Below are 20,841 nucleotides of genomic sequence, written 5' to 3' on the forward strand. Positions count from 1 at the left end.
CACCCGAAGGTGCCCTTCTCGTTACAGCCTTACACTCAGTTCAGCGCTGGCTTGTCGCCATTGATCGGGATGCGCTTGGCCTTGGCTTCTTCAGGCACGATGCGCAGCAGGTCGATGCTGAGCAGGCCATTGGCCAGGCCCGCAGCCTTGACCTCGATATGGTCGGCCAGGCGGAACGACAGTTTGAAAGCGCGCTGGGCAATACCCTGGTGCAGATAGGTCACCTCAGCGGCGCCGCCGTCGCGCTTGCCACCGGAGACGGTCAGGACGCCTTTTTCGACCTGCAGGTCGAGGTCTTGCTCCTGGAAACCCGCTGCGGCAACCACGATGCGATAGTGGTCTTCGCCATGTTTTTCCACGTTGTAGGGCGGGTAGCTGCTACCGGCCTCGTTGCGTGCTGCGGATTCGAACAGGTCGTTGAAACGGTCGAAACCAACAGAATGACGGAACAGTGGAGCGAGGGAGAAAGCGGTAGTCATGGTCATAAACTCCTGAGATTCAGCAAGTAAGTCACTCCGCGACCCGACTTCGGCATCGCGTACTCAAAAGATATGGCCGGTGAAATGGCTTTCAAGAGGGACCACGAATTTTTTTTGAAGCCGCTTAATGATCCCTGTGGGAGCGGCGGTGCGGCGGTCCGACTTGCCCGCGAAGAGGCCACCTCAGGCAACACAAACCTCGAACGCCTGTACCTCAACCCCCAGCAAGCGACTGATCCGCCCGCAATCATCCTCGCGACGCAGTTCGGCAAACAGCACCACCGCCTCCGGGTAGCTCCGGGTCAGCATCGCCAGCCACTGTTTCATCCGCCCTGGGGCATAGCGCGGCGACAGCTTGGCCTGTGCCTGGCGCCAGAACTCGCGCAGCAACGGCAGCAGATCGTCCCAGCTCATGGGCTGATACGCGCGGCCATCGCGGGCAGCGGCAATCTGCAGGCCCAGATCGGGCCGCGACACCAGCCCACGGCCCAACATGATGTGCTCGGCACCGCTGACCTCGCGGCAGCGCCGCCAGTCGTCCACGGTCCAGATCTCGCCATTGGCGAACACCGGGACCTTGACCACATCCTGCACCCGCGCCACCCACTCCCAATGCGCTGGCGGCTTGTACCCCTCGACCTTGGTCCGGGCGTGCACCACCAGATGCGCAGAACCCCCTTCGGCCAAGGCCGTGGCGCACTCCAGCGCACCATCGGGGCTGTCGAAGCCCAGGCGCATCTTCGCGGTCACCGGGATGTCCGCAGGCACCGCACGGCGCACTTCCCGGACGATGGCATGCAACAACTCCGGCTCTTTGAGCAGCACCGCGCCGCCGCGCGACTTGTTCACGGTCTTGGCCGGGCAACCAAAGTTCAGATCAATCACAGGGGCACCCAGCTCACAGGCCAGCGCTGCGTTTTCGGCCAGGCAGACCGGGTCGGAGCCCAGCAATTGCACACGCATCGGTACGCCCGCCGCGGTTCGCGCCCCTTGGCGCAACTCAGGCGCCAGCTTGTCGAACGAGGAAGGCGGCAGCAGCCGGTCGCACACGCGGATGAACTCGGTGACGCACCAATCGATGCCACCCACTCGGGTCAGGACGTCGCGCAGGATGTTGTCGACCAGCCCCTCCATGGGGGCCAGGGCAATTTGCATGTGTGGGTCTCGGCGGGAAAAGGCGGCAGTCTAACAAAAAACCACACCCATTCAGGCACCGATCAGCGCTTGGCCGTACCCCTCGATGAACTCCGCAGGCATGCGCTTGGGCTTGCCGCTGGACAATTCGATACAGGCGAAGGTGGTCTGCGCGCGCAGCAGCGTCACGCCATCGCGCGGACGCTTGAGCTGGAAGCGGCGGGTCATGCGCAGGCGTTGATCCCAGTCGATGATCCAGGTCGCCAGTTGCAGCTCGTCATCTTCATAGCCTGCGGCCAGGTAGTCGATTTCGTGGCGCACCACGGCCATGGCCCGGTCCAGGCGCCGGTATTCGGCGAGGTCCAGGCCCAAGCGCTGAGAATGGCGCCAGGCGCAGCGTTCGAGCCACGTGACGTAGGTGGCGTTGTTGGCATGGCCGAGGCCGTCGATGTCCTCGCTGCCGACGCGCAGGTCGATGACGAAGGGTGTTGCCAGGTCCCAGCTCATGCACGCTCCTGTAAACATTGGGCATTATTCAAGATTGCTGGGGGCGCTTTGCGCCCCTTTCGCGACGCGAGGCCGCTCCTACAGAGACCGCACAAGGCTGTAGGTTCTAGCGAGTGTAACGGATGCTCAGGCGCTTTGCCGGGCCGGCGCACTGGCGCGGCTCAACAGTTCGAGCACCGCCTCGCTCAGGCGCGGATCGGCCAGCACCCGCTGGTGCCCGCCCTCCTCCAGCAGCATCAAACGGCTATCGAACCAGGCCTTGTGGATAATATGGGCTTCGTCGGCAGCCACCAGGCCATCGTCAGCAGCATGCACCACCAAGCCTGGCAGCTCCAGTTGGTACCCACTGACATCCAGGCGCGTGATCTGCATGCCGACATCCCGCTCTACCTGGCGAATGAACGCTGCCCGCGCCCGCGCCGGCAGGCCCAGGTGATGGGCAAAGCCGCGCAACACGCCGAGCAAGCGGGCAGGTGCGGCGATGCTCACCGCCGCCTCGGCGCGCAAGCCCATCTGCAACGCCAGCAACACACTCGCCCCACCCATGGAATGGCCTATCACCGCACGCAACGGCGGCAGTTCGGCAGCCGCTTCCAGCAGTGCCCGGGCGAACAGCACCACATGCGCCTGATGCCCTGGCGAGCGGCCATGCCCCGGCCCCTCCAGCGACACCACCGTATGCCCTGCCTGCACCAGCGTCTCGATCAACGCGGCAAACTGGGTGGGGCGCCCTTCCCAACCGTGCATCAGCAATACCGTCGGCCCCTTGCCCCAGCGCAATGCCGAAAGCCCAAAACGCAGGGTGATGCGCTCGGCCTTGGCCAGCAGCGGCAACTCCCACGCTTTGGGGGGCAGTGTGCGCGGGGTCATGAAGGCGCGGCGCATCTTGCCCGCCACATGCTCAGGGGCCAGGTGGCCCAGGGTGCCATTGACGCCACGAATCCAGCTCAGGGTAGTCATCGCCTTGCTCCAGGGGTGGGGACTCAGATAACCGCCGACTTGGCGGCACGCAACACACGGTCGGATAGCTCACCGGTACCCAAGGCACGCGCCAAGGCCAGGCCGCCAACCATCAGCGCAAGGTCGGCCAGGGCCTTGTCGATGTCTTCGGGGCGATCGACCATTTTCGCGGTCATCAGCTCGATGTGCTCGGCTAACACTTCGCGGAACACCTCAGGCAGGCGCTGCATTTCGCCAAGGGCGTTGGGCAGCGGGCAGGCATGCACTTCAGCGTCGCGGTGCTTACGCGAAAGATAGAACGCCGAAACCAAGGCTCGGCGCGCCTCGCCATCCAGGCTGGGGTCTACCTGGGCCAGCAAGGCCCGCCGCTCGCCCAGCAACTGGCGGAACGCCTCCAGCATGAGTTCGTCCTTGCTCTCGAAGTGGGCATAGAACCCCCCCACGGTCAGCCCCGCCGCCCCCATGACCTGGCTGACGCTCGGCTCAGCCGGCCCCTGCTGGATCAAGGCATTGCGCGCAGCCTCAAGAATCCGTTCGCGGGTTTTGCTCTTTTTGTCGTTCATGGCCACCTCGAATATGATGCTTGTAATATTATAAGCATCATATTTTTTGGCAAGCGAAATTCGCGACCACCTGTCGGCGCCGAAAAATGAGAAAGGGAGAAAAACAAAAGGCCCATTCAATAAGCGAATGAGCCTTTAAAGTCCCGCAAAACGCGGGTAAACATGGCGTCCCCTAGGGGACTCGAACCCCTGTTACCGCCGTGAAAGGGCGGTGTCCTAGGCCACTAGACGAAGGGGACGTAACCTTCGTGCCGGTTTATTTTCACAAACCGCGGCAAAATTGGTGGAGCTAAGCGGGATCGAACCGCTGACCTCCTGCATGCCATGCAGGCGCTCTCCCAGCTGAGCTATAGCCCCGAAAACAAAAGGCTCATCCAATATACGAATGAGCCTCTTTAAGCCCCGCAAAACGCGGGTAAAAGTGGCGTCCCCTAGGGGACTCGAACCCCTGTTACCGCCGTGAAAGGGCGGTGTCCTAGGCCACTAGACGAAGGGGACGTAACCTTCGTGCCGGTCCGTTTTCACGTACCGCGGCAAAATTGGTGGAGCTAAGCGGGATCGAACCGCTGACCTCCTGCATGCCATGCAGGCGCTCTCCCAGCTGAGCTATAGCCCCAGATTTTTAGCCTCGCGGCCCAGCGACATCGTGAAACATCGCTTGTGTAAAACTGGCGTCCCCTAGGGGACTCGAACCCCTGTTACCGCCGTGAAAGGGCGGTGTCCTAGGCCACTAGACGAAGGGGACGAACCTTCTTACCTTCAAGACCCGGTTGCTGGACCCGGTCTTGCTTACCAGCCTTGGCTGTTAAGCGGAATTTGGTGGAGCTAAGCGGGATCGAACCGCTGACCTCCTGCATGCCATGCAGGCGCTCTCCCAGCTGAGCTATAGCCCCACAATGTCGCTCCGAGCAGAATCGCTGGCTGGGTGCCTGGCGTTTCATTTCGCTCATCGCTGTGGACGGGGCGCATATTAAGATCGGATTGCACGGCTGTCAAACGAATTTTTGAAAATATTCAAAAGTTTTTTCACAGATAACAATCACTTACCACCCTACCCCTTGCAGGAGCAGCATAAGACTGCCCCTACACCGCTATGGGTTGCTGTGTCAGGCGATGTTCGCCAGCAGCTTTTCCCACTCTTTGTTTTCTTTCTTCGACACACCACCCAGCAGGTCCAGGGCCTGGCGCAAGCGGTAGCGGGTCAGGTCCGGGCCGAGGATTTCCATGGCATCGAGCACCGATACCGAGCTCGCCTGGCCAGTAATGGCGGCGAACATCAGCGGCATGGCGTCACGCAGCTTCAGCTCCAGCGATTCGACCACCGCCTGGATGCAACCGGTGATGCGGTCCTTCTCCCACTGACGCAGGCTTTCGAGCTTCCACAGGATCAGCTGAATGACCTGGCGCACTTGGTCGCCAGACAGCTTCTTGCTCTCGAACAGCTTGGCATCGAGCTTCAGCGCGCCTTCGAAGAAGAAGCCACCCAGAGGTGCAACCTGGCTGAAGGTTTCGACCCGGCCCTGAACGTGCGGGGCGATCTTCATCATGTAGTCGCTGTTGAACGCCCATTTCTGCAGGCGAGCGGCGAATTCTTCGACCGGCAGCTCACGCAGCCACTGGCCATTGAGCCAGGACAGTTTCTCGATGTCGAAAATCGGCCCACCCAGGGAGATGCGCGACAGGTCGAAGTGCTCGACCATTTCGGCCAGGGAGAACTTCTCGCGCTCGTCCGGCATCGACCAGCCCATGCGGCCGAGGTAGTTGAGCATCGCCTCGGGCATGAAACCCATGCGCTCATAGAACGTCACCGAGGTCGGGTTCTTGCGCTTGGACAACTTGGACTTGTCGGGGTTACGCAGCAGCGGCATGTAGCACAGCTTGGGCTGCTCCCAGCCGAAGTACTCGTACAGCTTGATCAGCTTGGGCGCCGACGGCAGCCACTCTTCGCCACGCAGGACGTGGGTGATACCCATCAGATGGTCATCGACCACGTTGGCCAGGAAGTAGGTCGGCAGGCCGTCGTTCTTCATCAGCACCTGCATGTCCATGCGGTCCCACGGGATCTCGACATCGCCGCGCAGCATGTCCGGCACTACGCAGATGCCTTCGCTCGGCACTTTCATGCGGATCACGTGGGGCTCGCCGGCGTCCAGGCGGCGCTGCACTTCTTCGGCGCTCAGCAACAGCGCACGGCCGTCGTAGCGCGGGGTCTCGCCACGGGCCATCTGCTCGGCGCGCATTTGCTCCAGCTCTTCGGCGGTGCAGAAGCAGTAGAACGCATGGCCGGCATCCACCAGCTGCTTGGCGTACTTGGCGTAGATCTCGCCACGCTCGCTCTGCCGGTAAGGGCCGTGCGGGCCGCCGACGTCCGGGCCTTCGTTCCATTCGATGCCAAGCCAGCGCAGGGCGTCGAAGATCTGCTGTTCCGACTCGCGGGTCGAGCGCAGCTGGTCGGTATCTTCGATGCGCAGGATGAACTCACCGCCGTGCTGCTTGGCAAAGCAGTAGTTGAACAGGGCGATGTAGGCGGTGCCAACATGGGGGTCGCCCGTGGGCGATGGCGCGATACGCGTGCGTACGGTGGTCATGGAAGGTCTCGAACGAAAGATGAAACAAAGGCGGGATGTTAGCAGGGAGCAGGCACCCGGCTCCAGCAATGGCGCGAACGACACTTGTCGAACTGCCGTCGGTCACTGTTAAATTTGCTTACACTTCTGGAACCATAGTCCTCATGCCTGCTCAACTCAAACGCCGCCTGCTGATCTTCTTTGTCGTGGTCGCGGCCATCGCCCTCGCCTTCCTGGCCCACTGGTATTTCAAAGGGCGCTTTTACGAAAGCACCGACAACGCCTACGTTCAAGGCGAAATCACCCGCATTTCGAGCCAACTTGGCGCCCGCATCGATGATGTACGGGTCCAGGACAACCAGCACGTCGTCAAAGGCGAACTGCTGGTGCGCCTGGAAGCCGCCGACTTCCAACTTGCCGTCGAACGCGCCCGAGCAACCCTGGCCACCCGTGAAGCCGAACACGTGCAGGCCGAAAGCCGCCTGACGCAACAGGGCAGCCTGATCGCAGCGGGCCAGGCCCAGGTCGCTGCCAACCAAGCCACGCTCAACCGCTCACGCCTGGACTTGAACCGCGCAGAGGCCCTGCGCAAGCCTGGCTTCGTGTCCGAGGAGCGGGTGACTACCCTTTCGGCGGAAAGCCACGTAGCCAGCTCCCAGGTCGACAAGGCCCGTGCCGACCTGCAAAGCCAGCGCCAGCAGGTCAATGCGCTTGCCGCCGAGCTCAAGCGCCTCGATGCGCAGATCGCCAATGCCCGTGCGGACCTTGCCCAGGCCGAACTGAACCTGACCCGCTGCGAGATCCGCGCGCCGATCAGCGGCACCATCGGCCAGCGCAATGCGCGCAATGGCCAAGTGGTGCAGGCCGGCGCCTACCTGCTGTCGATCGTGCCCGACGAAGACATCTGGGTGCAGGCCAACTTCAAAGAAACCCAGATTGGCCGCATGCAACCCGGTCAGCGCGCCGAGCTGCTGTTCGACAGCTACCCGGACACCCCCATCGAAGGCAGGGTCAACAGCTTGTTCGCAGCCTCCGGCGCCCAGTTCAGCCTGCTGCCACCGGACAACGCCACGGGCAACTTCACCAAGGTGGTGCAGCGCATCCCAGTGAAGCTGACCTTCAGCGCCGACAACCCGTTGCGTGGCCGCATACGCCCCGGCATGTCGGTCACCGCCACCGTCGATATCCGCGCCGAAGATGATGGCCGCAATGGCCGGTGATCAACTGCTCAGGCCCATCGCCGAGCCGAGCCGTCGCGACTGGATTGCGGTGATGAGCGTGATGCTCGGCGCCTTCATGGCCGTGCTGGACATCCAGATCACCAACTCCTCGCTCAAGGACATCCAGGGCGCGCTTTCCGCGACCCTGGAAGAAGGCTCGTGGATCTCCACGTCCTATCTGGTTGCGGAAATCATCATGATCCCGCTGACCGCCTGGCTGGTGCAGCTGCTGTCGGCTCGACGCCTGGCCGTGTGGGTTTCGGCCGGTTTCCTGCTGTCGTCGCTGCTTTGCTCGATGGCCTGGAACCTGGAGAGCATGATCATGTTCCGCGCCTTGCAGGGCTTTACCGGCGGCGCCCTTATCCCTCTGGCCTTCACCCTGACCTTGATCAAACTGCCCGAACACCACCGCGCCAAGGGCATGGCCATGTTCGCCATGACCGCCACCTTCGCGCCTTCGATCGGCCCCACCTTGGGTGGCTGGCTGACCGAGAACTGGGGCTGGGAATACATCTTCTACATCAACATCCCGCCAGGCTTGGTGATGATTGCGGGCCTGCTGTACGGGCTGGAAAAAAAGCAAGCGCACTGGGAACTGCTGAAGAGCACCGACTATGCTGGCATCGTCACGCTCGGCCTGGGCCTGGGCTGCCTGCAGGTCTTTCTCGAAGAGGGCCATCGCAAGGATTGGCTGGAATCGAACCTGATCGTCAGCCTGGGCACGGTCGCCCTGATCAGCTTGATCACCTTCGTCATCCTGCAGTTTTCCAAGCCGCACCCTTTGATCAACCTGCGCATCCTGGGCAATCGCAACTTCGGGCTGTCGAGCATCGCCAGCCTGGGCATGGGGGTCGGGTTGTACGGTTCGATCTACTTGTTGCCGCTGTACCTGGCGCAGATCCAGGGCTACAACGCCTTGCAGATCGGCGAAGTGATCATGTGGATGGGCGTGCCGCAGCTGTTTCTGATTCCTTTGGTGCCACAACTGATGAAGGTAGTCTCGCCGAAGATACTGTGCGCCGTCGGTTTCTGCCTGTTCGGTGCCGCCAGCTTTGGATCGGGGGTGCTTAACCCGGACTTTGCGGGGCCGCAGTTCAACCACATCCAGATCATTCGGGCGCTGGGGCAACCGATGATCATGGTGACCATTTCACTGATCGCCACCGCCTACATTCAGCAGCAGGATGCCGGGTCGGCGTCAAGCCTGTTCAACATCCTGCGCAACCTGGGGGGTGCAATCGGCATTGCCTTGCTTGCCACCTTGCTGGACGCCCGCACCAAGGTGTACTTCGACTACCTGCGCGAATCAGTGGTACCCAGCAATCCACAAGTGGCAGAGCGCCTGGCGCAGTTGGCGGAGCGACTGGGCAGCGAGGCTGCGGCGCTTGGCAAGCTAAGCGAGATTACCCATCAACAGGCGCAGATCATGGCGTACAACGATGCCTTCCATTTTGTCGGGATTGGGTTGGCGGTGAGCATGGTGGCGGTGCTGTTGACGCGCAAGCTGCCAGAGGGGTTGAAGGCTGGAGAGGCTCATTGAGCTGATTGTTTGTTGCCTGTACCGGCCTCTTCGCGGGGCAAGCCCGCTCCCACAGGAATACCACCGCTCAGAGGCCAGTGGTATTCCTGTGGGAGCGGGCTTGCCCCGCGAAGAGGCCGGTACAGGCAGCAACGGATCAACTGGTAATCAGCCGCTCGCGCAACTGGGTAATCTCGTCGCGCATCTGCGCCGCCGCCTCGAACTCCAGGTCCCGGGCAAACTGCATCATCTTCTCTTCCAGCTGCTTGATACGCTTGGTGATCTCGCCCGGCGTGCGCAGCTCCGCTTCGTAACGGGCGCTCTCTTCTGCAGCCTTGGCCATGCCTTTGCGCTTCTTGCTACGCGAGCCAGGCACAGTGGCGCCTTCCATGATGTCGGTGATGTCCTTGACCACGCCTTTAGGCACGATACCGTTGGCCAGGTTGAAGGCAATCTGCTTCTCCCGGCGCCGCTCGGTCTCGTCGATGGCCCGCTGCATGGAACCGGTCATCTGATCGGCGTACAGGATGGCGCGGCCATTGAGGTTACGCGCCGCTCGGCCAATGGTCTGGATCAGCGAGCGCTCGGAACGCAGGAAGCCTTCCTTGTCGGCATCGAGAATCGCCACCAGCGACACCTCGGGCATGTCCAACCCCTCACGCAGCAGGTTGATGCCTACCAGCACATCGAAGGTACCCAAACGCAGGTCGCGGATGATTTCCACCCGTTCGACCGTGTCGATGTCCGAGTGCAGGTAACGCACCCGCACATCGTGATCGGCCAGGTAATCGCTAAGGTCCTCGGCCATGCGCTTGGTCAGCGTGGTAGCCAATACCCGCTCGCCGGCATCGACACGCTTGCGGATTTCCGACAGCAAATCGTCGACCTGGGTCAGCGCGGGGCGGATCTCCACTTGCGGGTCGACCAGGCCGGTCGGCCGCACCACCTGCTCGACCACCCGCCCGGCATGCTCGGCTTCATACGGGCCGGGGGTTGCAGAAACAAATATGGTCTGCGGGCTGACTGACTCCCACTCATCGAAACGCATCGGCCGGTTGTCCAGCGCCGAGGGCATGCGGAAGCCATATTCGACCAGCGTTTCCTTGCGCGAGCGGTCGCCCTTGTACATGGCGCCAACCTGGGGAACGCTGACGTGCGACTCGTCAATCACCAGCAGCGCATTTGCCGGCAGGTAATCGTAGAGGGTGGGCGGCGGTGCGCCAGCCGGGCGCCCGGACAAATAACGAGAGTAGTTTTCGATGCCGTTGCAGTAACCCAGCTCGAGGATCATCTCCAGGTCGAAGCGGGTACGTTGCTCAAGCCGCTGTGCCTCCACCAGCTTGTTGTTCTTGTGCAGGTATTCGAGGCGGTCTTTAAGTTCTTCCTTAATGCCTTCGACGGCCTCGAGCAGCGTCTCGCGCGGGGTGACGTAGTGGCTCTTGGGGTAGAAGGTGAAACGCGGCAGCTTGCGAAAGACCTCGCCGGTGAGCGGGTCGAAGGCGGCGATGTTCTCCACTTCGTCATCGAAGAGCTCGATACGGATGGCTTCAAGGTCGGATTCAGCCGGGAACACGTCGATCACGTCGCCCCGCACGCGGAAGGTGGCGCGGGCGAAATCCATCTCGTTGCGGGTGTACTGCAGGTCGGCCAGACGGCGCAGCAAGGCACGCTGGTCGAGCTTGTCGCCGCGGTCGACGTGCAGGACCATCTTCAGGTAGGTCTCGGGGCTGCCCAGGCCGTAGATGCATGACACCGTGGTGACGATGATCGCGTCGCGCCGCTCCAGCAAGGCCTTGGTTGCCGACAGGCGCATCTGCTCGATGTGGTCGTTGATCGACGCGTCCTTCTCGATGAAGGTGTCGGACGACGGCACATAGGCCTCGGGCTGGTAGTAGTCGTAGTAGGAAACGAAGTACTCGACCGCGTTGTTGGGGAAAAACGCCTTGAACTCGCCATACAACTGCGCAGCCAGGGTCTTGTTCGGCGCCAGCACCAGGGTCGGGCGCTGCACCTGCTGGATGACGTTGGCGATGCTGAAGGTCTTGCCCGACCCGGTCACCCCGAGCAGCGTCTGGTGCGACAACCCCGCCTCGATGCCTTCGACCAGTTGGCGAATGGCTTCGGGCTGATCGCCGGCCGGCTGGAAACGGGTGACGAGCTGGAACTCGGACATGAGGAACCTCGCGGTGTCGCAGCAACTGTAAATTTAGCCAGTAGTCTATACCCAAATGCGCGCATTCGGGGCCGGTTTCAAGCCCCAGGTGTGAACGCTTATTGCTGTGGACCCGGCAAAAAGACCAATGGTCAAAAAATATTTGCGCAAATGGCGGGAAAAGCTGCGCCAGAGTGTCGCAGTGACCGGTCGGTATCACTATACTGACTCCCCGTTTGTGCACCGCTTCAGTGCATTCGGCTGGAGCGTGTACGTCCTATCACTCTCCATTCAGAGCCAAGGTAACAATGAGCCTGTTTTCCGCTGTCGAGCTGGCACCCCGCGACCCTATTCTGGGCCTCAACGAAGCATTCAACGCCGATCCACGTACCGACAAGGTCAACCTGGGCGTGGGCGTCTACTGCAATGAGGATGGCCGCATTCCGCTGCTGCGCGCCGTGATCGAAGCCGAGACCCAGCGTGCCGCACAGCACGCCTCGCGCGGCTACTTGCCGATCGACGGCATCGCCACCTACGACCAGGCCGTGCAAAAACTGCTGTTCGGCGCCGAGTCGCCACTGCTGGCCGCTGGCCGTGTTGTCACCGTGCAAGCCGTAGGCGGCACCGGCGCGCTGAAGATTGGCGCCGACTTCCTCAAGCGCCTGTCGCCCAACGCCGTGGTGGCCATCAGCGACCCAAGCTGGGAAAACCATCGCGCCCTGTTCGAGACCGCTGGCTTCCCGGTACAGAACTACCGCTACTACGACGCACCAAGCAACGGCGTAAACCGCGCCGGCATGCTCGAAGACCTGAACGCCCTGCCGTCCGGTTCCATCGTCGTGCTGCACGCCTGCTGCCACAACCCGACCGGTGTCGACCTGACCCTGGACGACTGGAAAAACGTCCTGGAAGTGGTCAAGGCCAAAGGCCACGTGCCATTCCTCGACATGGCTTACCAGGGCTTTGGTGACGGCATCGCCGAAGACGCCTTCGCCGTGCGCCTGTTCGCCGAATCGGGCCTGGACTTCTTCGTCTCCAGCTCGTTCTCCAAGTCGTTCTCGCTGTATGGCGAGCGCGTTGGCGCACTGTCGATCGTGACCGGCTCCAAGGACGAAAGCACCCGCGTGCTGTCCCAGGTCAAGCGCGTGATCCGCACCACCTACTCCAACCCGCCGACCCATGGCGCGACCATCGTCGCCACCGTGCTCAACAACGACGAGCTGCGCCAGATGTGGGAAGCCGAGCTTGGCGAAATGCGCCAGCGCATCCATGGCATGCGCAAGCAGATGGTCGAGCTGCTGGCCACCTATGGTGCCAAGCGCGACTTCAGCTTCGTTGGCCGCCAGGTTGGCATGTTCTCTTACTCGGGCCTGACCGTCGAGCAAGTGGCACGCCTGAAGAACGAGTTCGGCATCTATGCGCTGGACACTGGCCGCATCGCGGTTGCCGCGCTGAACCAGAGCAACATCCACGTGGTCACCAAGGCCATCGTGGAAGTGCTGTAACTGCTTGATTCGATTCTGATTTATCAGGGGGCGGGTTGACTTCCCCCTGGTGATCAGTAAGATACGTGCAGATTCCGCGATAGCTCAGTCGGTAGAGCAAATGACTGTTAATCATTGGGTCCCTGGTTCGAGTCCAGGTCGCGGAGCCAAATAAGGTTCCAGAGAAGGCTTTCAAAATCTCTGCCCCCCGAAAACCCGCCTTCTGGCGGGTTTTTTCGTTGCGCCAGTTCATATCCCTTCCTGCCCTGATCAGAAGAGCTCTAGCGGGTAATTAGTAATGATCCGCACTTGATCCACATCGCCATCAGCCTGAGCAGAATTAGCGCGGTGGATGGTTTGTTGAACCGTAAAGGAAAGGTTCTTGGCCGGACCGCTCTGGATCAAATACTGCAACTGGATATCGCGCTCCCAGTGCTTGCCCCCATCACCCAACGGTGCGTAGTAGGCATAGGCCCCCGTGGGGTCGACCTTAGTGTTGTCGATGCCGGAGCCACGCACGTAACGGGTCATGAAGTTTAAGCCTGGGAAGCCGAAGGCGGCGAGGTCGAAGTCGTATCGCAGTTGCCAGGAGCGCTCGTTAGGTGAGTTGAAATCGGAATAGAGCACCGAGTTGGCGAGGTAAATGGAATCGCCATCGCCAAGGTAATCGAAGGGCTGGCCACCCTTGATACGCTGGTGCGCCAGCATCATCGAATGCGCGCCGACACGCAGGCGGGCAAAGCTGCTCCAACTGTCGGTATGGATCTCCCCCGCCCGGGCACTGCCCTGATCGCGGGTGCTATAAAGATTGGCACCCAGCGCCAGGGACTTGTCTTCATCGAGGCTGAAGGTCTTGCCAAGATTGATATAGGTCTGGTCCCAGACATCCTCGAAACGAGCCTGGTACACACTTAGCAGCGTGCCGCCAGCGAAGCTGTAATCGCCGCCCAAGTAGCTGGCGGAACCGTAGCGGGTACCGCCGTATTCCGTGGTCATCTCGTCGTCATGATTACTGCTGGCTTTGTTGCGCGCCGCATGCAGATGGCCGCCTTGCAGGGTCAGGCCATCGATGGACGTGTTCTGCAGCGAGACGCCACGAAAACTCTGTGGCAGCAGACGCCCATCACCGCGCTGGAACACCGGTGTAATGGGAAACAGATCGCCCACTTTCAACTCGGTATCGAACGCTCGCAGCTTCAGCGCCCCGCCACCTGCGGAGTAGTCATCCTCGGCGCGGCGCTGGCTGTCCAAAGGCAGCAGATTGGTACCTGAGGTTCCCCCGCCACTGTCGAGCTTCAGCCCTAGCATGGCGTGGGCATCAAAGCCGATACCAACTGTCCCCGAGGTGTAGCCGGAGTTGAAAAAAGCCTGGAAACCCTGTGCCCACTCTTCGCGATAGCTCTGCTGGCGCACGTTGAAAACGCCATCGCCGCGGCTGCGAAAATCCCGGTTGAAGTAGAAGTTGCGGTTGATCAGTTGCAGCGAACTGCCGTCAAAAAAACCCTGCTGCCGCGCGGTATCGGCGGCGGCCATCAGGGGCAGGCTGAACAGCATCAGGGTGCATGCATGAAGCAGGCGTGGAGTACGAACAGGATGGGACACGTTGGCCAACCTCTAATTGTTTTTGTATGAGGAGGCGCAAGTGTTGCTTTGTCGGCCAAAGCCGGACAAACGATCATTTTCAGTGCATTGCATGCGCTATCTGCATGCTGGAGTAAGCGCGACAATCAGCTGCCCGAGGCCAGCCCTAGAAGGCTTTGGGTCGCCTCATTGGTGCGCTTTGCGTAGCCGAGGATCCAGTCCTTGAACACCATGTGCGGGCGAGAATTCTCCAACGCCCTGGCATAAACGAGATGCTCGACGTGCCCGGTATTGACCACGTCAGCGACCGGTCGCAACAGCGTACCGTTGCTGAACTCCACCAACGGCGCAACGTAGGCCCACATCAGCACCACGCCCTGCCCGGCCAGGGCCGCACGACAGGCGAGGTCATAGTTGGACACCGAGATGGTGTAATTGATGCCGCCGGTTTCGCAACCCGCGCGGCTGAACCAGTCCGGCCAGCCCTTGACTGTTCGCAGGTGCTTGACCTCGAAATCGATCAGCTTTTCCCGGGAAAGGTCTTCGATACTGCCGATGCTGCGGCCTTTCAGATAGTGCGGAGTACAGGCGGGAAAGATCACTTCCTCGAACAGGCCAGCGGACACATAACCGCTCCGCTGTCCCTGGTCGTAGAGTATCGTGAAGTCCGTTTCATTGTTTTGGACCGCGGCATAATCCTCACCGTCACCGGCAATCACTCGGACCCGAATATCCGGATGCTGGTCCTTGAACTCAGCGATCCCAGGCAGCAACCAGAAACTGGCGATCGCCATACTGGAACTGATGGTGACGGTGGGGCTTCTGTCGTTCTCGATGGTATCCAGCGTGCGGCGCAGCTCCGACAGGCTTCGCTCAATACCGCCCAGCAACGTCCTGCCGGCCTTGGTCAGGTTGAGGGTCTTGTGCGTGCGAGTGAACAACTGCACGTCCATGCACTCTTCCAGATGCTTGATCTGACGGCTGACCGCACTTTGCGACAGGTTTACCTCCTCCGCCGCCTTGGTAAAACTCAGATGCCTCGCGGAGGATTCGAACGCTTCAAGGTTCTGCAGCGGAGGAAGTCGTTTTCGTGAATTGCCCATGGCCATCCTGAGGAAAATCGCCTGTCTAGTATTCGTGCCTCCCGACCCATCGCTCCTTGGCCAGGTACGCTTTAACGCCGATATCCAGCAAGGGTCTGGGCGGCAATTTTTGCGGTTCGCCCAGGTCCTGCATATCGGCTATCAACGCGTTCTCCACGCCGCAGGCGAAGTCGGCCAGCGTTAGGCCAGCAATGGTCTGCTTGGCAATACCGACGCCGTTGCACCCCACCGCCGCAAAAACATTATCGTCAATTTTGCCCCACCGCGGCGCGCCATTGCGCGTAATGCTGAAAAAGCCCATCCAGAAGTGCTCCGCAGCCACGTCCATGAGGTCAGGGAAACGCGTCAGGAACACCGCCCTGTGTTGTTCGCGTACCCGCGAGCGCGTGCTCTCATTGACTGCCAGGGTCGGGGTGAAATCGAACTGCTGACGGATCAGGATGCGGTGATCGCGGGTATAGCGCATGGTCGCGCCGCTGACCGCATTCGCGGGTGTCACGCCCCACTCTTCGACATCGCCTATTCGCGCACGCTGCTCCGGCGTCAATGGCCGGGTCAGGGTGCCATAGGAGGCGACGTTGAACATTTGCCGTTCGAAGCCTGGGAACTGCGAGGCACTCCCATTGTTGGCAAGGATCAGCTTGCGTGCGCTGACCGAACCTTGGTCGGTGCTGGCATAAATCATCCGGCCACAGTCCAAACGAGTGACTGCACTGTTCTCGAAGACCGAGACATTTTCCGGCAAGCAATCCGCCAGCCCGCGGGTCAACGCCGAAGGGTTGAGCAAGATGCAGCCCGGCGTGTAGATCCCGGCATGGAAAAATGAAGTACCCAGGCGCTTGGCAAGGGCCGGCTGCTCCAGCCATTCGTAAGGTTCACCAAGCGACTGCAGTTCGTGGGCATGATGCCTGAGCAACGTCTCGGCCAACTGCGGCGCGGCGGCGCAGTGATACTTGCCCTTCACGCTCCAGTCGCACTGGATGTTGTGCGCCTTGACGATCTCGTCGAGGCTGGCGATACCCGCTTTCATCAGGCGCTTGTAGTTGCCAGCCTTTTCCAGTTCGGCAACGGAGCTCCCGACGTTGTGCGGCACATCGATGGCGAATCCGGAGTTACGTCCGGACGCATTATCCCCCGCCTCGCCCGCCTCAAGCACCACGATGCTGTCGTTCGGTCGGTTGTGCGCCAGCCGCCGGGCAGCGGCGAGCCCGGCGTAACCGGCGCCAATGATCAGCCAGTCGGCGTCCACCCGCTGACGCAGGGTCGCATGCGCACGCCGCGCTGGAAGAATCGCCGACCAGCCGTTGGTGCGGTCATCGTGAGGCCTGAGTTTTATGTCCATCTGCACTGCATCCATGATTCGTCACTCGCTTGGCGGTGTGATGACGAAGAAGACTTTTGCCTTCGATCCGAAATACTTCACCGCTGTTTTTTTGGGGATCCGCAGGGTGGTCTCAGGTCCGCCTTCAAAACGCTCACCGGACTCCAGCTCGAAGCCGAAAGTCCCCTCGAGCACGATGAGCACCTCGTCGTAGTTCAGCGTCTTGTACGGCGACTCATCCCCGTCCCACTTCGCAAACCCGGCGAGCAGCGGCCCATCATCACCTTGAGGAATCGACCAACCCATTTCGACACGAGCGTTGCCGGAAAGCGGCCGCTGGCTATAGAGCACCTTCGCTTCGTTGACACTTAGTGGCTGGTTCATAGTGATTTCCTTTTCATGTGCCGGGCACAGGCCCAATAGTGGTAAGTCGCCCAGAGGCCAGTGAACGCACAGCCCAGCAGCACGTAGCGCAACGACTCGGCCGGATTACTGATGCGTGGCGCGACGAAGTCAGACATCAGGCCAACGAGCTGTGGCGCAATCGCGAGGTTGGCGATGTTGGCGGTGAACAGCAGGATTGCCGAGCCTTTGGCGCGCATGCCCGCAGGGTAGAGGTTTTGCAAAAGACCGATGGAGGGGCCGATGTAAATGTAAGTGATCGGTATGAAGAGCCAGAGCAGGACGTGCGCGATCTGCATCTGTTTGGTGGCGAACAGGCCGATGGAAAAAAGCGTACCGAGCAGCGTCGTCCAGGCCACGAAGCTCGATTGCTGGTACATCGGCTTGCTGCGCAATAGCAGCATCACCAGCACGGTGATCACCATCATCGCGGTACCGGCAATCCCATGGATCGGCCCGAGCATGGCGCCCGCCTCGCCCACCGACATCGAGTAGGTGCGCACCAGAAAGGAGGTCGCCCACCAGAGAATACCCCACCCCCAGAAGGTCACGACCGTAGCCCCGGCGATCAGGTGGAACAGGGCCCGGCTCTGAAGTGTGAAATGTAAGGTCTCCTTGAAACTGATGCTGTCGCGGTTGATGTCGCGGCTATCGCCCTCATCGTGAACCCGCTTCGGTTCGCGGATAAACGCCCATACCAACAGGGCGAACGGCAGCCCGCACAGCCCGAAGACCAGCAACGTGGTGCGCCAGCCATAGGCGTCATTCAGGTAACCGGCGCCCGACGCACCGAACCAGGCCCCGACACTCGCACCGATGCCGTAAACCGACAGGGCGAAGGCACGCAGTTTGGGGCGAAACTTGTCGGCGATGATCGAATGACTGGGCGGGGTGCCACCCGCCTCGCCGACGCCAACCCCGATACGGGCCAGTAGCAGTTGCCAGAAGCTGCTGCTCAGACCACAGAACACGGTCATGGTCGACCAGACCGCAACCGCCGTGCCGATCATGCGCTTGCGGTTGGTCCTGTCTGCCAGCGCGCCCAGCGGCAGGCCAGCGGCGACATAGAAGAGTGCCAGCGACACACCGGTGAGAAAGCCGACCGAGGCATCACTAAGCTGAAACTCGTGTTTGATCGGCTCGATCAGTGTGGAAAGGACATAACGGTCGGCGATATTGATCGCGTACACCGCAGTGAGGATGAAAAGCGTGGTCCAGGCGCCGGAACTGGCGACCACGGACGAAGCACTGGGCGAAAAGGCGCCGCTGATGCTGTTCGACGGTATGGACATGTCTACCTCCAGCCGCTCGCCGCGCTGGACAGCGCGGCGAGCTCTATTATTGTTTTTAGGTGCGATGGGGTATCTGTGAAGGCGACGGCGTCAGCCTGATCGCTTGCTGCGTTCGGCTGCAGCCTGGCTGCAAGGAGGGTGCGCGTTCATGGTGTTCCCTCGGACGTTATTCTTGTTGGAAGGGATGGACGACAGCGTCCGTGTGCAGGTCCAAACTACCCGCGCCAGAGGATTGGCAAAAGCGCATTTTCCTTTTGCAGTGCATGCGTTTGGCGCATGCAAAACCCGTCAGGGTGCAATGGTTTTCGAGCTAAATAGGGCTATCCGTCGCGCAAAAGCCGTCACGTTGAGCTGGCGACAACCCAGTCCCACAGCGTCTGCGCCATTGGCGTTAGCTCACGCGACGCCGGACAGGTGATGTATTCACCCAGCCCGGTCTTCAATGTTTCGTCGCAAACCCGGCACAGCTGCTGGGTGCGCAATTCGTCGGGAAGCGCTTCGGCCCAGGCAAGTGCCACACCTTCGCCGGCGAGCGTCGCCTTGATCGCCAGGTCATAGCTGGATACGCGGATGATCGAGCCCTTGTGCTGCCCCTGATAACCCACCAGACGCATCCACTGGCGCGTGGAGAGGGTTGCCGGGTCATTGACCTCTAATTCGATCAAGTCGCTGTGGGACAGGTCGGCCAGGCAACGAATACCGTTGTTGTCTCGGTATTGCGGCGTGCAAATGGCAAAAACTTCTTCCTCGGCTATACGGTGCGCCCGCAGGTCCTTCCAGTTGCCATCGCCGTATAAGATGGTGAAATCGGTGTCGGCAACATTCATGTTCAAGCGGTCTTGCGCGCCAACCACCCGCACATCGATCTGAGCATGAGATTTGCGGAAACGCGAAATCATAGGAATGACCAAATAACTGGCGATGCCTGAGCTGGCACTGATGGACAGGCTCGGCGCCTGGGCGTCATCGATCTGCTGCACCGCTTCCTTGATGCACTGAAGACTCTGGGTCACCGCCCGATAAAGCACGGCGCCACTGGCGGTGAGCATTACATCGTTGCCCTTGCGTTCGAAAAGGGGCGTACCGAGGCTCAGTTCCAGGCGTTTTATCTGCTTGCTGACAGCGCTTTGGGTGAGATGGAGTTCGCTGGCAGCCCGGGTGAACGTTCCGAGCCGTACGACTGCATCGAAGGCCACGATGGCACTCAAGGGCGGTAACTTCTTCGAGCTCATGGACAGATCCCTATCGATCAGGCGCTTTATCGCAAGCGTGCGAGGGTACTGCCAAACATTCACCCGGGCAATTTGTTGCAGGGTTCAATAATCGATAGTCACATCGCCTTTGGGACTGCTGCAGCAGGACAGGACATAGCCCTGCGCCAACTCTTCGTCACTGATGCCACCCTTATGCTCTAACACCACCTCACCCGAGCTTTTCAGTACCCGGCAGGTGCCGCAAATGCCCATGCCACAGGCTTTTGGAATATGCAGCCCCAGCCTGCCCGCCGCCGCGTGCAACGTTTCGCCCGGCGTCACACGCACGCTTTTTCCAGTGCGGGAAAATTCCACCAAGTGCGTCACTTGGTCCGGGACTTCTGCGATCAGCTTGCACACCTTGGCGGGGGGGGCAGCGAACGCTTCTTCGTGATAGCGAAGCCTATCAAAACCGGCCATTTCCAGAAGTTGCCTGACCGCCGCCATGTAGGGCGTCGGGCCACAGCAGAAGATCTCCCGCTCAAAAAAATCTGGCGCCATCAAGTCGAGCATCGCTCGCCCAAAGTAGCCGCGATAACCGGCCCAGGCCTCGCCAGTCTCGTACCTTTCGCAGACCAGATGCAGTTTGAACTTTTCGCTGCGCGATGCCATATGGCGCAGTTCGTGGTGATAGATGATGTCCTTCGGCGTGCGTGCGCTGTGCACGAAAATCATGTCCACCGCGTCATTGGTATCGAAGAACCACCGCGCCATGGAGATTACCGGGGTGATGCCGACACCACCGGAGAGCAACAACACCTTGCCCGCCGGAAAGTCGATGGCATTGAACTGACCCAACGGGCCGTGCACCGCCAATTGATCGCCTTCGCCGAAGTTATCGTGCAGCCAGTTGGAAACCTTGCCACCCGGCACGCGTTTGATGGTCAGAGAGAAGCTATAGGGCAGCGATGGCGAACTGGATAGCGTGTAGGAGCGCATGACGCGTTCGCCGTCGATCTCGAGCTCCAGGGTGACAAACTGGCCCGGTTTAAAAAAGAACATCAGCGGCTGTTCGGCTATGAAGCAGAACGTGCGCACGTCATGTGTTTCTTGAACAGTCCTGACACAACGGACGATATGCCGGCCATTGCTCCAAGCCTGCGTCGTAGTAGTGGATTGCACGAAAGTATTCATATCGATTCCGCTCATCATTGTTGTTCTTCTGATCACGCTGCACATCCAGTATTGAATGCCCACACGCTCACCGCAAAGGAAGGTTCGACATGTGCCGATGCCTTCGTGGAATAACCTGGCGAACCCATGAAAAAAGGAATGATCGCCATGCCGTATTTTCGTTGGGCGTC

17 protein-coding genes and 7 tRNA genes are annotated in these 20,841 nt (G+C 60.7%); 4 read left to right on the plus strand and 20 right to left on the minus strand.

The annotated features are described in order from the left end of the window. Nucleotides 1-35: 35 nt before the first annotated feature. From OGV19_RS16265 to gltX, 12 genes are all read right to left on the minus strand, one after another. Nucleotides 36-479: an Hsp20 family protein gene (locus tag OGV19_RS16265; RefSeq protein ID WP_264309693.1), complete on the minus strand. Its 444-nt coding sequence runs from the start codon at nucleotides 477-479 to the stop codon at nucleotides 36-38. Nucleotides 480-662: 183 nt separating this feature from the next. Beyond that, nucleotides 663-1,634, minus strand: coding sequence for a tRNA dihydrouridine synthase (locus OGV19_RS16270; RefSeq protein ID WP_264309694.1), 972 nt, complete (start codon nucleotides 1,632-1,634; stop codon nucleotides 663-665). 51 nt (nucleotides 1,635-1,685) lie between these two features. Then, nucleotides 1,686-2,120, minus strand: a complete 435-nt coding sequence (locus OGV19_RS16275; protein WP_264309695.1) for an acyl-CoA thioesterase — start codon at nucleotides 2,118-2,120, stop codon at nucleotides 1,686-1,688. 126 nt (nucleotides 2,121-2,246) lie between these two features. Beyond that, complete coding sequence (locus OGV19_RS16280; RefSeq protein WP_264309696.1) at nucleotides 2,247-3,080, minus strand: alpha/beta fold hydrolase; 834 nt, start codon at nucleotides 3,078-3,080, stop codon at nucleotides 2,247-2,249. 23 nt (nucleotides 3,081-3,103) lie between these two features. After that, complete coding sequence (locus OGV19_RS16285; RefSeq protein WP_264309697.1) at nucleotides 3,104-3,643, minus strand: TetR/AcrR family transcriptional regulator; 540 nt, start codon at nucleotides 3,641-3,643, stop codon at nucleotides 3,104-3,106. Between the two features lie 163 nt (nucleotides 3,644-3,806). Beyond that, nucleotides 3,807-3,882: transfer RNA gene (locus OGV19_RS16290), tRNA-Glu, on the minus strand. A gap of 42 nt (nucleotides 3,883-3,924) precedes the next feature. After that, nucleotides 3,925-4,000 (minus strand) — tRNA-Ala (locus OGV19_RS16295). A 65-nt stretch (nucleotides 4,001-4,065) separates the two neighbouring features. After that, nucleotides 4,066-4,141: transfer RNA gene (locus OGV19_RS16300), tRNA-Glu, on the minus strand. Between the two features lie 42 nt (nucleotides 4,142-4,183). Further along, nucleotides 4,184-4,259: transfer RNA gene (locus OGV19_RS16305), tRNA-Ala, on the minus strand. A gap of 53 nt (nucleotides 4,260-4,312) precedes the next feature. Continuing rightward, nucleotides 4,313-4,388, minus strand: a tRNA-Glu gene (locus OGV19_RS16310). 72 nt (nucleotides 4,389-4,460) lie between these two features. After that, nucleotides 4,461-4,536 (minus strand) — tRNA-Ala (locus OGV19_RS16315). A 213-nt stretch (nucleotides 4,537-4,749) separates the two neighbouring features. Then, nucleotides 4,750-6,231, minus strand: a complete 1,482-nt coding sequence (gltX, locus tag OGV19_RS16320) for a glutamate--tRNA ligase (RefSeq protein ID WP_264309698.1) — start codon at nucleotides 6,229-6,231, stop codon at nucleotides 4,750-4,752. Between the two features lie 143 nt (nucleotides 6,232-6,374). Here gltX and OGV19_RS16325 point away from each other — a divergent pair, with 143 nt between their 5' ends. After that, the gene (locus OGV19_RS16325) at nucleotides 6,375-7,430 is read left to right on the plus strand and encodes an HlyD family secretion protein (RefSeq protein WP_264309699.1); all 1,056 of its coding nucleotides are present in this window, start codon (nucleotides 6,375-6,377) and stop codon (nucleotides 7,428-7,430) included. 49 nt (nucleotides 7,431-7,479) lie between these two features. Next, nucleotides 7,480-8,970: an MDR family MFS transporter gene (locus OGV19_RS16330; protein WP_264313957.1), complete on the plus strand. Its 1,491-nt coding sequence runs from the start codon at nucleotides 7,480-7,482 to the stop codon at nucleotides 8,968-8,970. Between the two features lie 136 nt (nucleotides 8,971-9,106). On the opposite strand, the gene uvrB is transcribed toward OGV19_RS16330, so the two are convergent. Continuing rightward, nucleotides 9,107-11,122 (minus strand): excinuclease ABC subunit UvrB, encoded by a 2,016-nt coding sequence (uvrB, locus tag OGV19_RS16335; RefSeq protein ID WP_264309700.1) that lies wholly within the window; start codon nucleotides 11,120-11,122, stop codon nucleotides 9,107-9,109. Between the two features lie 287 nt (nucleotides 11,123-11,409). On the opposite strand from uvrB, the gene OGV19_RS16340 reads away from it, so the two are divergent. After that, the gene (locus OGV19_RS16340) at nucleotides 11,410-12,606 is read left to right on the plus strand and encodes an amino acid aminotransferase (RefSeq protein ID WP_264309701.1); all 1,197 of its coding nucleotides are present in this window, start codon (nucleotides 11,410-11,412) and stop codon (nucleotides 12,604-12,606) included. 73 nt (nucleotides 12,607-12,679) lie between these two features. Next, nucleotides 12,680-12,755: transfer RNA gene (locus tag OGV19_RS16345), tRNA-Asn, on the plus strand. Nucleotides 12,756-12,855: 100 nt separating this feature from the next. Here the strand turns inward: OGV19_RS16345 and OGV19_RS16350 are convergent. The 7 genes from OGV19_RS16350 to OGV19_RS16380 all read right to left on the minus strand — a co-directional run bounded on the left by OGV19_RS16350 (nucleotide 12,856) and on the right by OGV19_RS16380 (nucleotide 20,671). Continuing rightward, complete coding sequence (locus tag OGV19_RS16350; protein WP_264309702.1) at nucleotides 12,856-14,187, minus strand: OprD family porin; 1,332 nt, start codon at nucleotides 14,185-14,187, stop codon at nucleotides 12,856-12,858. 125 nt (nucleotides 14,188-14,312) lie between these two features. After that, nucleotides 14,313-15,269 (minus strand): LysR substrate-binding domain-containing protein, encoded by a 957-nt coding sequence (locus OGV19_RS16355; protein ID WP_264309703.1) that lies wholly within the window; start codon nucleotides 15,267-15,269, stop codon nucleotides 14,313-14,315. Nucleotides 15,270-15,294: 25 nt separating this feature from the next. Further along, nucleotides 15,295-16,626, minus strand: a complete 1,332-nt coding sequence (locus OGV19_RS16360; protein WP_264309704.1) for an NAD(P)/FAD-dependent oxidoreductase — start codon at nucleotides 16,624-16,626, stop codon at nucleotides 15,295-15,297. 6 nt (nucleotides 16,627-16,632) lie between these two features. Beyond that, entirely contained in the window at nucleotides 16,633-16,974 is a 342-nt protein-coding gene (locus tag OGV19_RS16365; protein ID WP_264309705.1) for a EutQ-related cupin domain-containing protein, read from the minus strand. After that, on the minus strand, nucleotides 16,971-18,284 hold the full coding sequence (locus OGV19_RS16370; protein ID WP_264309706.1) for a spinster family MFS transporter: 1,314 nt from the start codon (nucleotides 18,282-18,284) through the stop codon (nucleotides 16,971-16,973). Before OGV19_RS16370 ends, OGV19_RS16365 begins: the two co-directional genes overlap by 4 nt. A gap of 341 nt (nucleotides 18,285-18,625) precedes the next feature. Beyond that, entirely contained in the window at nucleotides 18,626-19,516 is an 891-nt protein-coding gene (locus tag OGV19_RS16375; RefSeq protein WP_264309707.1) for a LysR substrate-binding domain-containing protein, read from the minus strand. 84 nt (nucleotides 19,517-19,600) lie between these two features. Further along, the gene (locus tag OGV19_RS16380) at nucleotides 19,601-20,671 is read right to left on the minus strand and encodes a glycine betaine monooxygenase reductase subunit (RefSeq protein ID WP_264313958.1); all 1,071 of its coding nucleotides are present in this window, start codon (nucleotides 20,669-20,671) and stop codon (nucleotides 19,601-19,603) included. Nucleotides 20,672-20,841: the final 170 nt, after the last annotated feature.

Source organism: Pseudomonas putida (assembly GCF_025905425.1).
In the GTDB taxonomy this organism is placed as follows: Bacteria; Pseudomonadota; Gammaproteobacteria; order Pseudomonadales; family Pseudomonadaceae; genus Aquipseudomonas; species Aquipseudomonas putida_AF.

Excerpts from the sequence above, each read along its gene's own strand:
- OGV19_RS16270 (WP_264309694.1), bottom strand. The coding sequence starts at position 1,634 with ATGCAAATTGCCCTGGCCCCCATGGAGGGGCTGGTCGACAACATCCTG.
- OGV19_RS16380 (WP_264313958.1), bottom strand. The coding sequence starts at position 20,671 with ATGAATACTTTCGTGCAATCCACTACTACGACGCAGGCTTGGAGCAAT.
- OGV19_RS16325 (WP_264309699.1), top strand. The coding sequence starts at position 6,375 with ATGCCTGCTCAACTCAAACGCCGCCTGCTGATCTTCTTTGTCGTGGTC.
- OGV19_RS16355 (WP_264309703.1), bottom strand. The coding sequence starts at position 15,269 with ATGGGCAATTCACGAAAACGACTTCCTCCGCTGCAGAACCTTGAAGCG.
- OGV19_RS16275 (WP_264309695.1), bottom strand. The coding sequence starts at position 2,120 with ATGAGCTGGGACCTGGCAACACCCTTCGTCATCGACCTGCGCGTCGGC.
- OGV19_RS16370 (WP_264309706.1), bottom strand. The coding sequence starts at position 18,284 with ATGTCCATACCGTCGAACAGCATCAGCGGCGCCTTTTCGCCCAGTGCT.
- OGV19_RS16265 (WP_264309693.1), bottom strand. The coding sequence starts at position 479 with ATGACTACCGCTTTCTCCCTCGCTCCACTGTTCCGTCATTCTGTTGGT.
- OGV19_RS16360 (WP_264309704.1), bottom strand. The coding sequence starts at position 16,626 with ATGGATGCAGTGCAGATGGACATAAAACTCAGGCCTCACGATGACCGC.
- OGV19_RS16285 (WP_264309697.1), bottom strand. The coding sequence starts at position 3,643 with ATGAACGACAAAAAGAGCAAAACCCGCGAACGGATTCTTGAGGCTGCG.
- OGV19_RS16340 (WP_264309701.1), top strand. The coding sequence starts at position 11,410 with ATGAGCCTGTTTTCCGCTGTCGAGCTGGCACCCCGCGACCCTATTCTG.
- OGV19_RS16375 (WP_264309707.1), bottom strand. The coding sequence starts at position 19,516 with ATGAGCTCGAAGAAGTTACCGCCCTTGAGTGCCATCGTGGCCTTCGAT.
- OGV19_RS16365 (WP_264309705.1), bottom strand. The coding sequence starts at position 16,974 with ATGAACCAGCCACTAAGTGTCAACGAAGCGAAGGTGCTCTATAGCCAG.
- OGV19_RS16280 (WP_264309696.1), bottom strand. The coding sequence starts at position 3,080 with ATGACTACCCTGAGCTGGATTCGTGGCGTCAATGGCACCCTGGGCCAC.
- gltX (WP_264309698.1), bottom strand. The coding sequence starts at position 6,231 with ATGACCACCGTACGCACGCGTATCGCGCCATCGCCCACGGGCGACCCC.
- uvrB (WP_264309700.1), bottom strand. The coding sequence starts at position 11,122 with ATGTCCGAGTTCCAGCTCGTCACCCGTTTCCAGCCGGCCGGCGATCAG.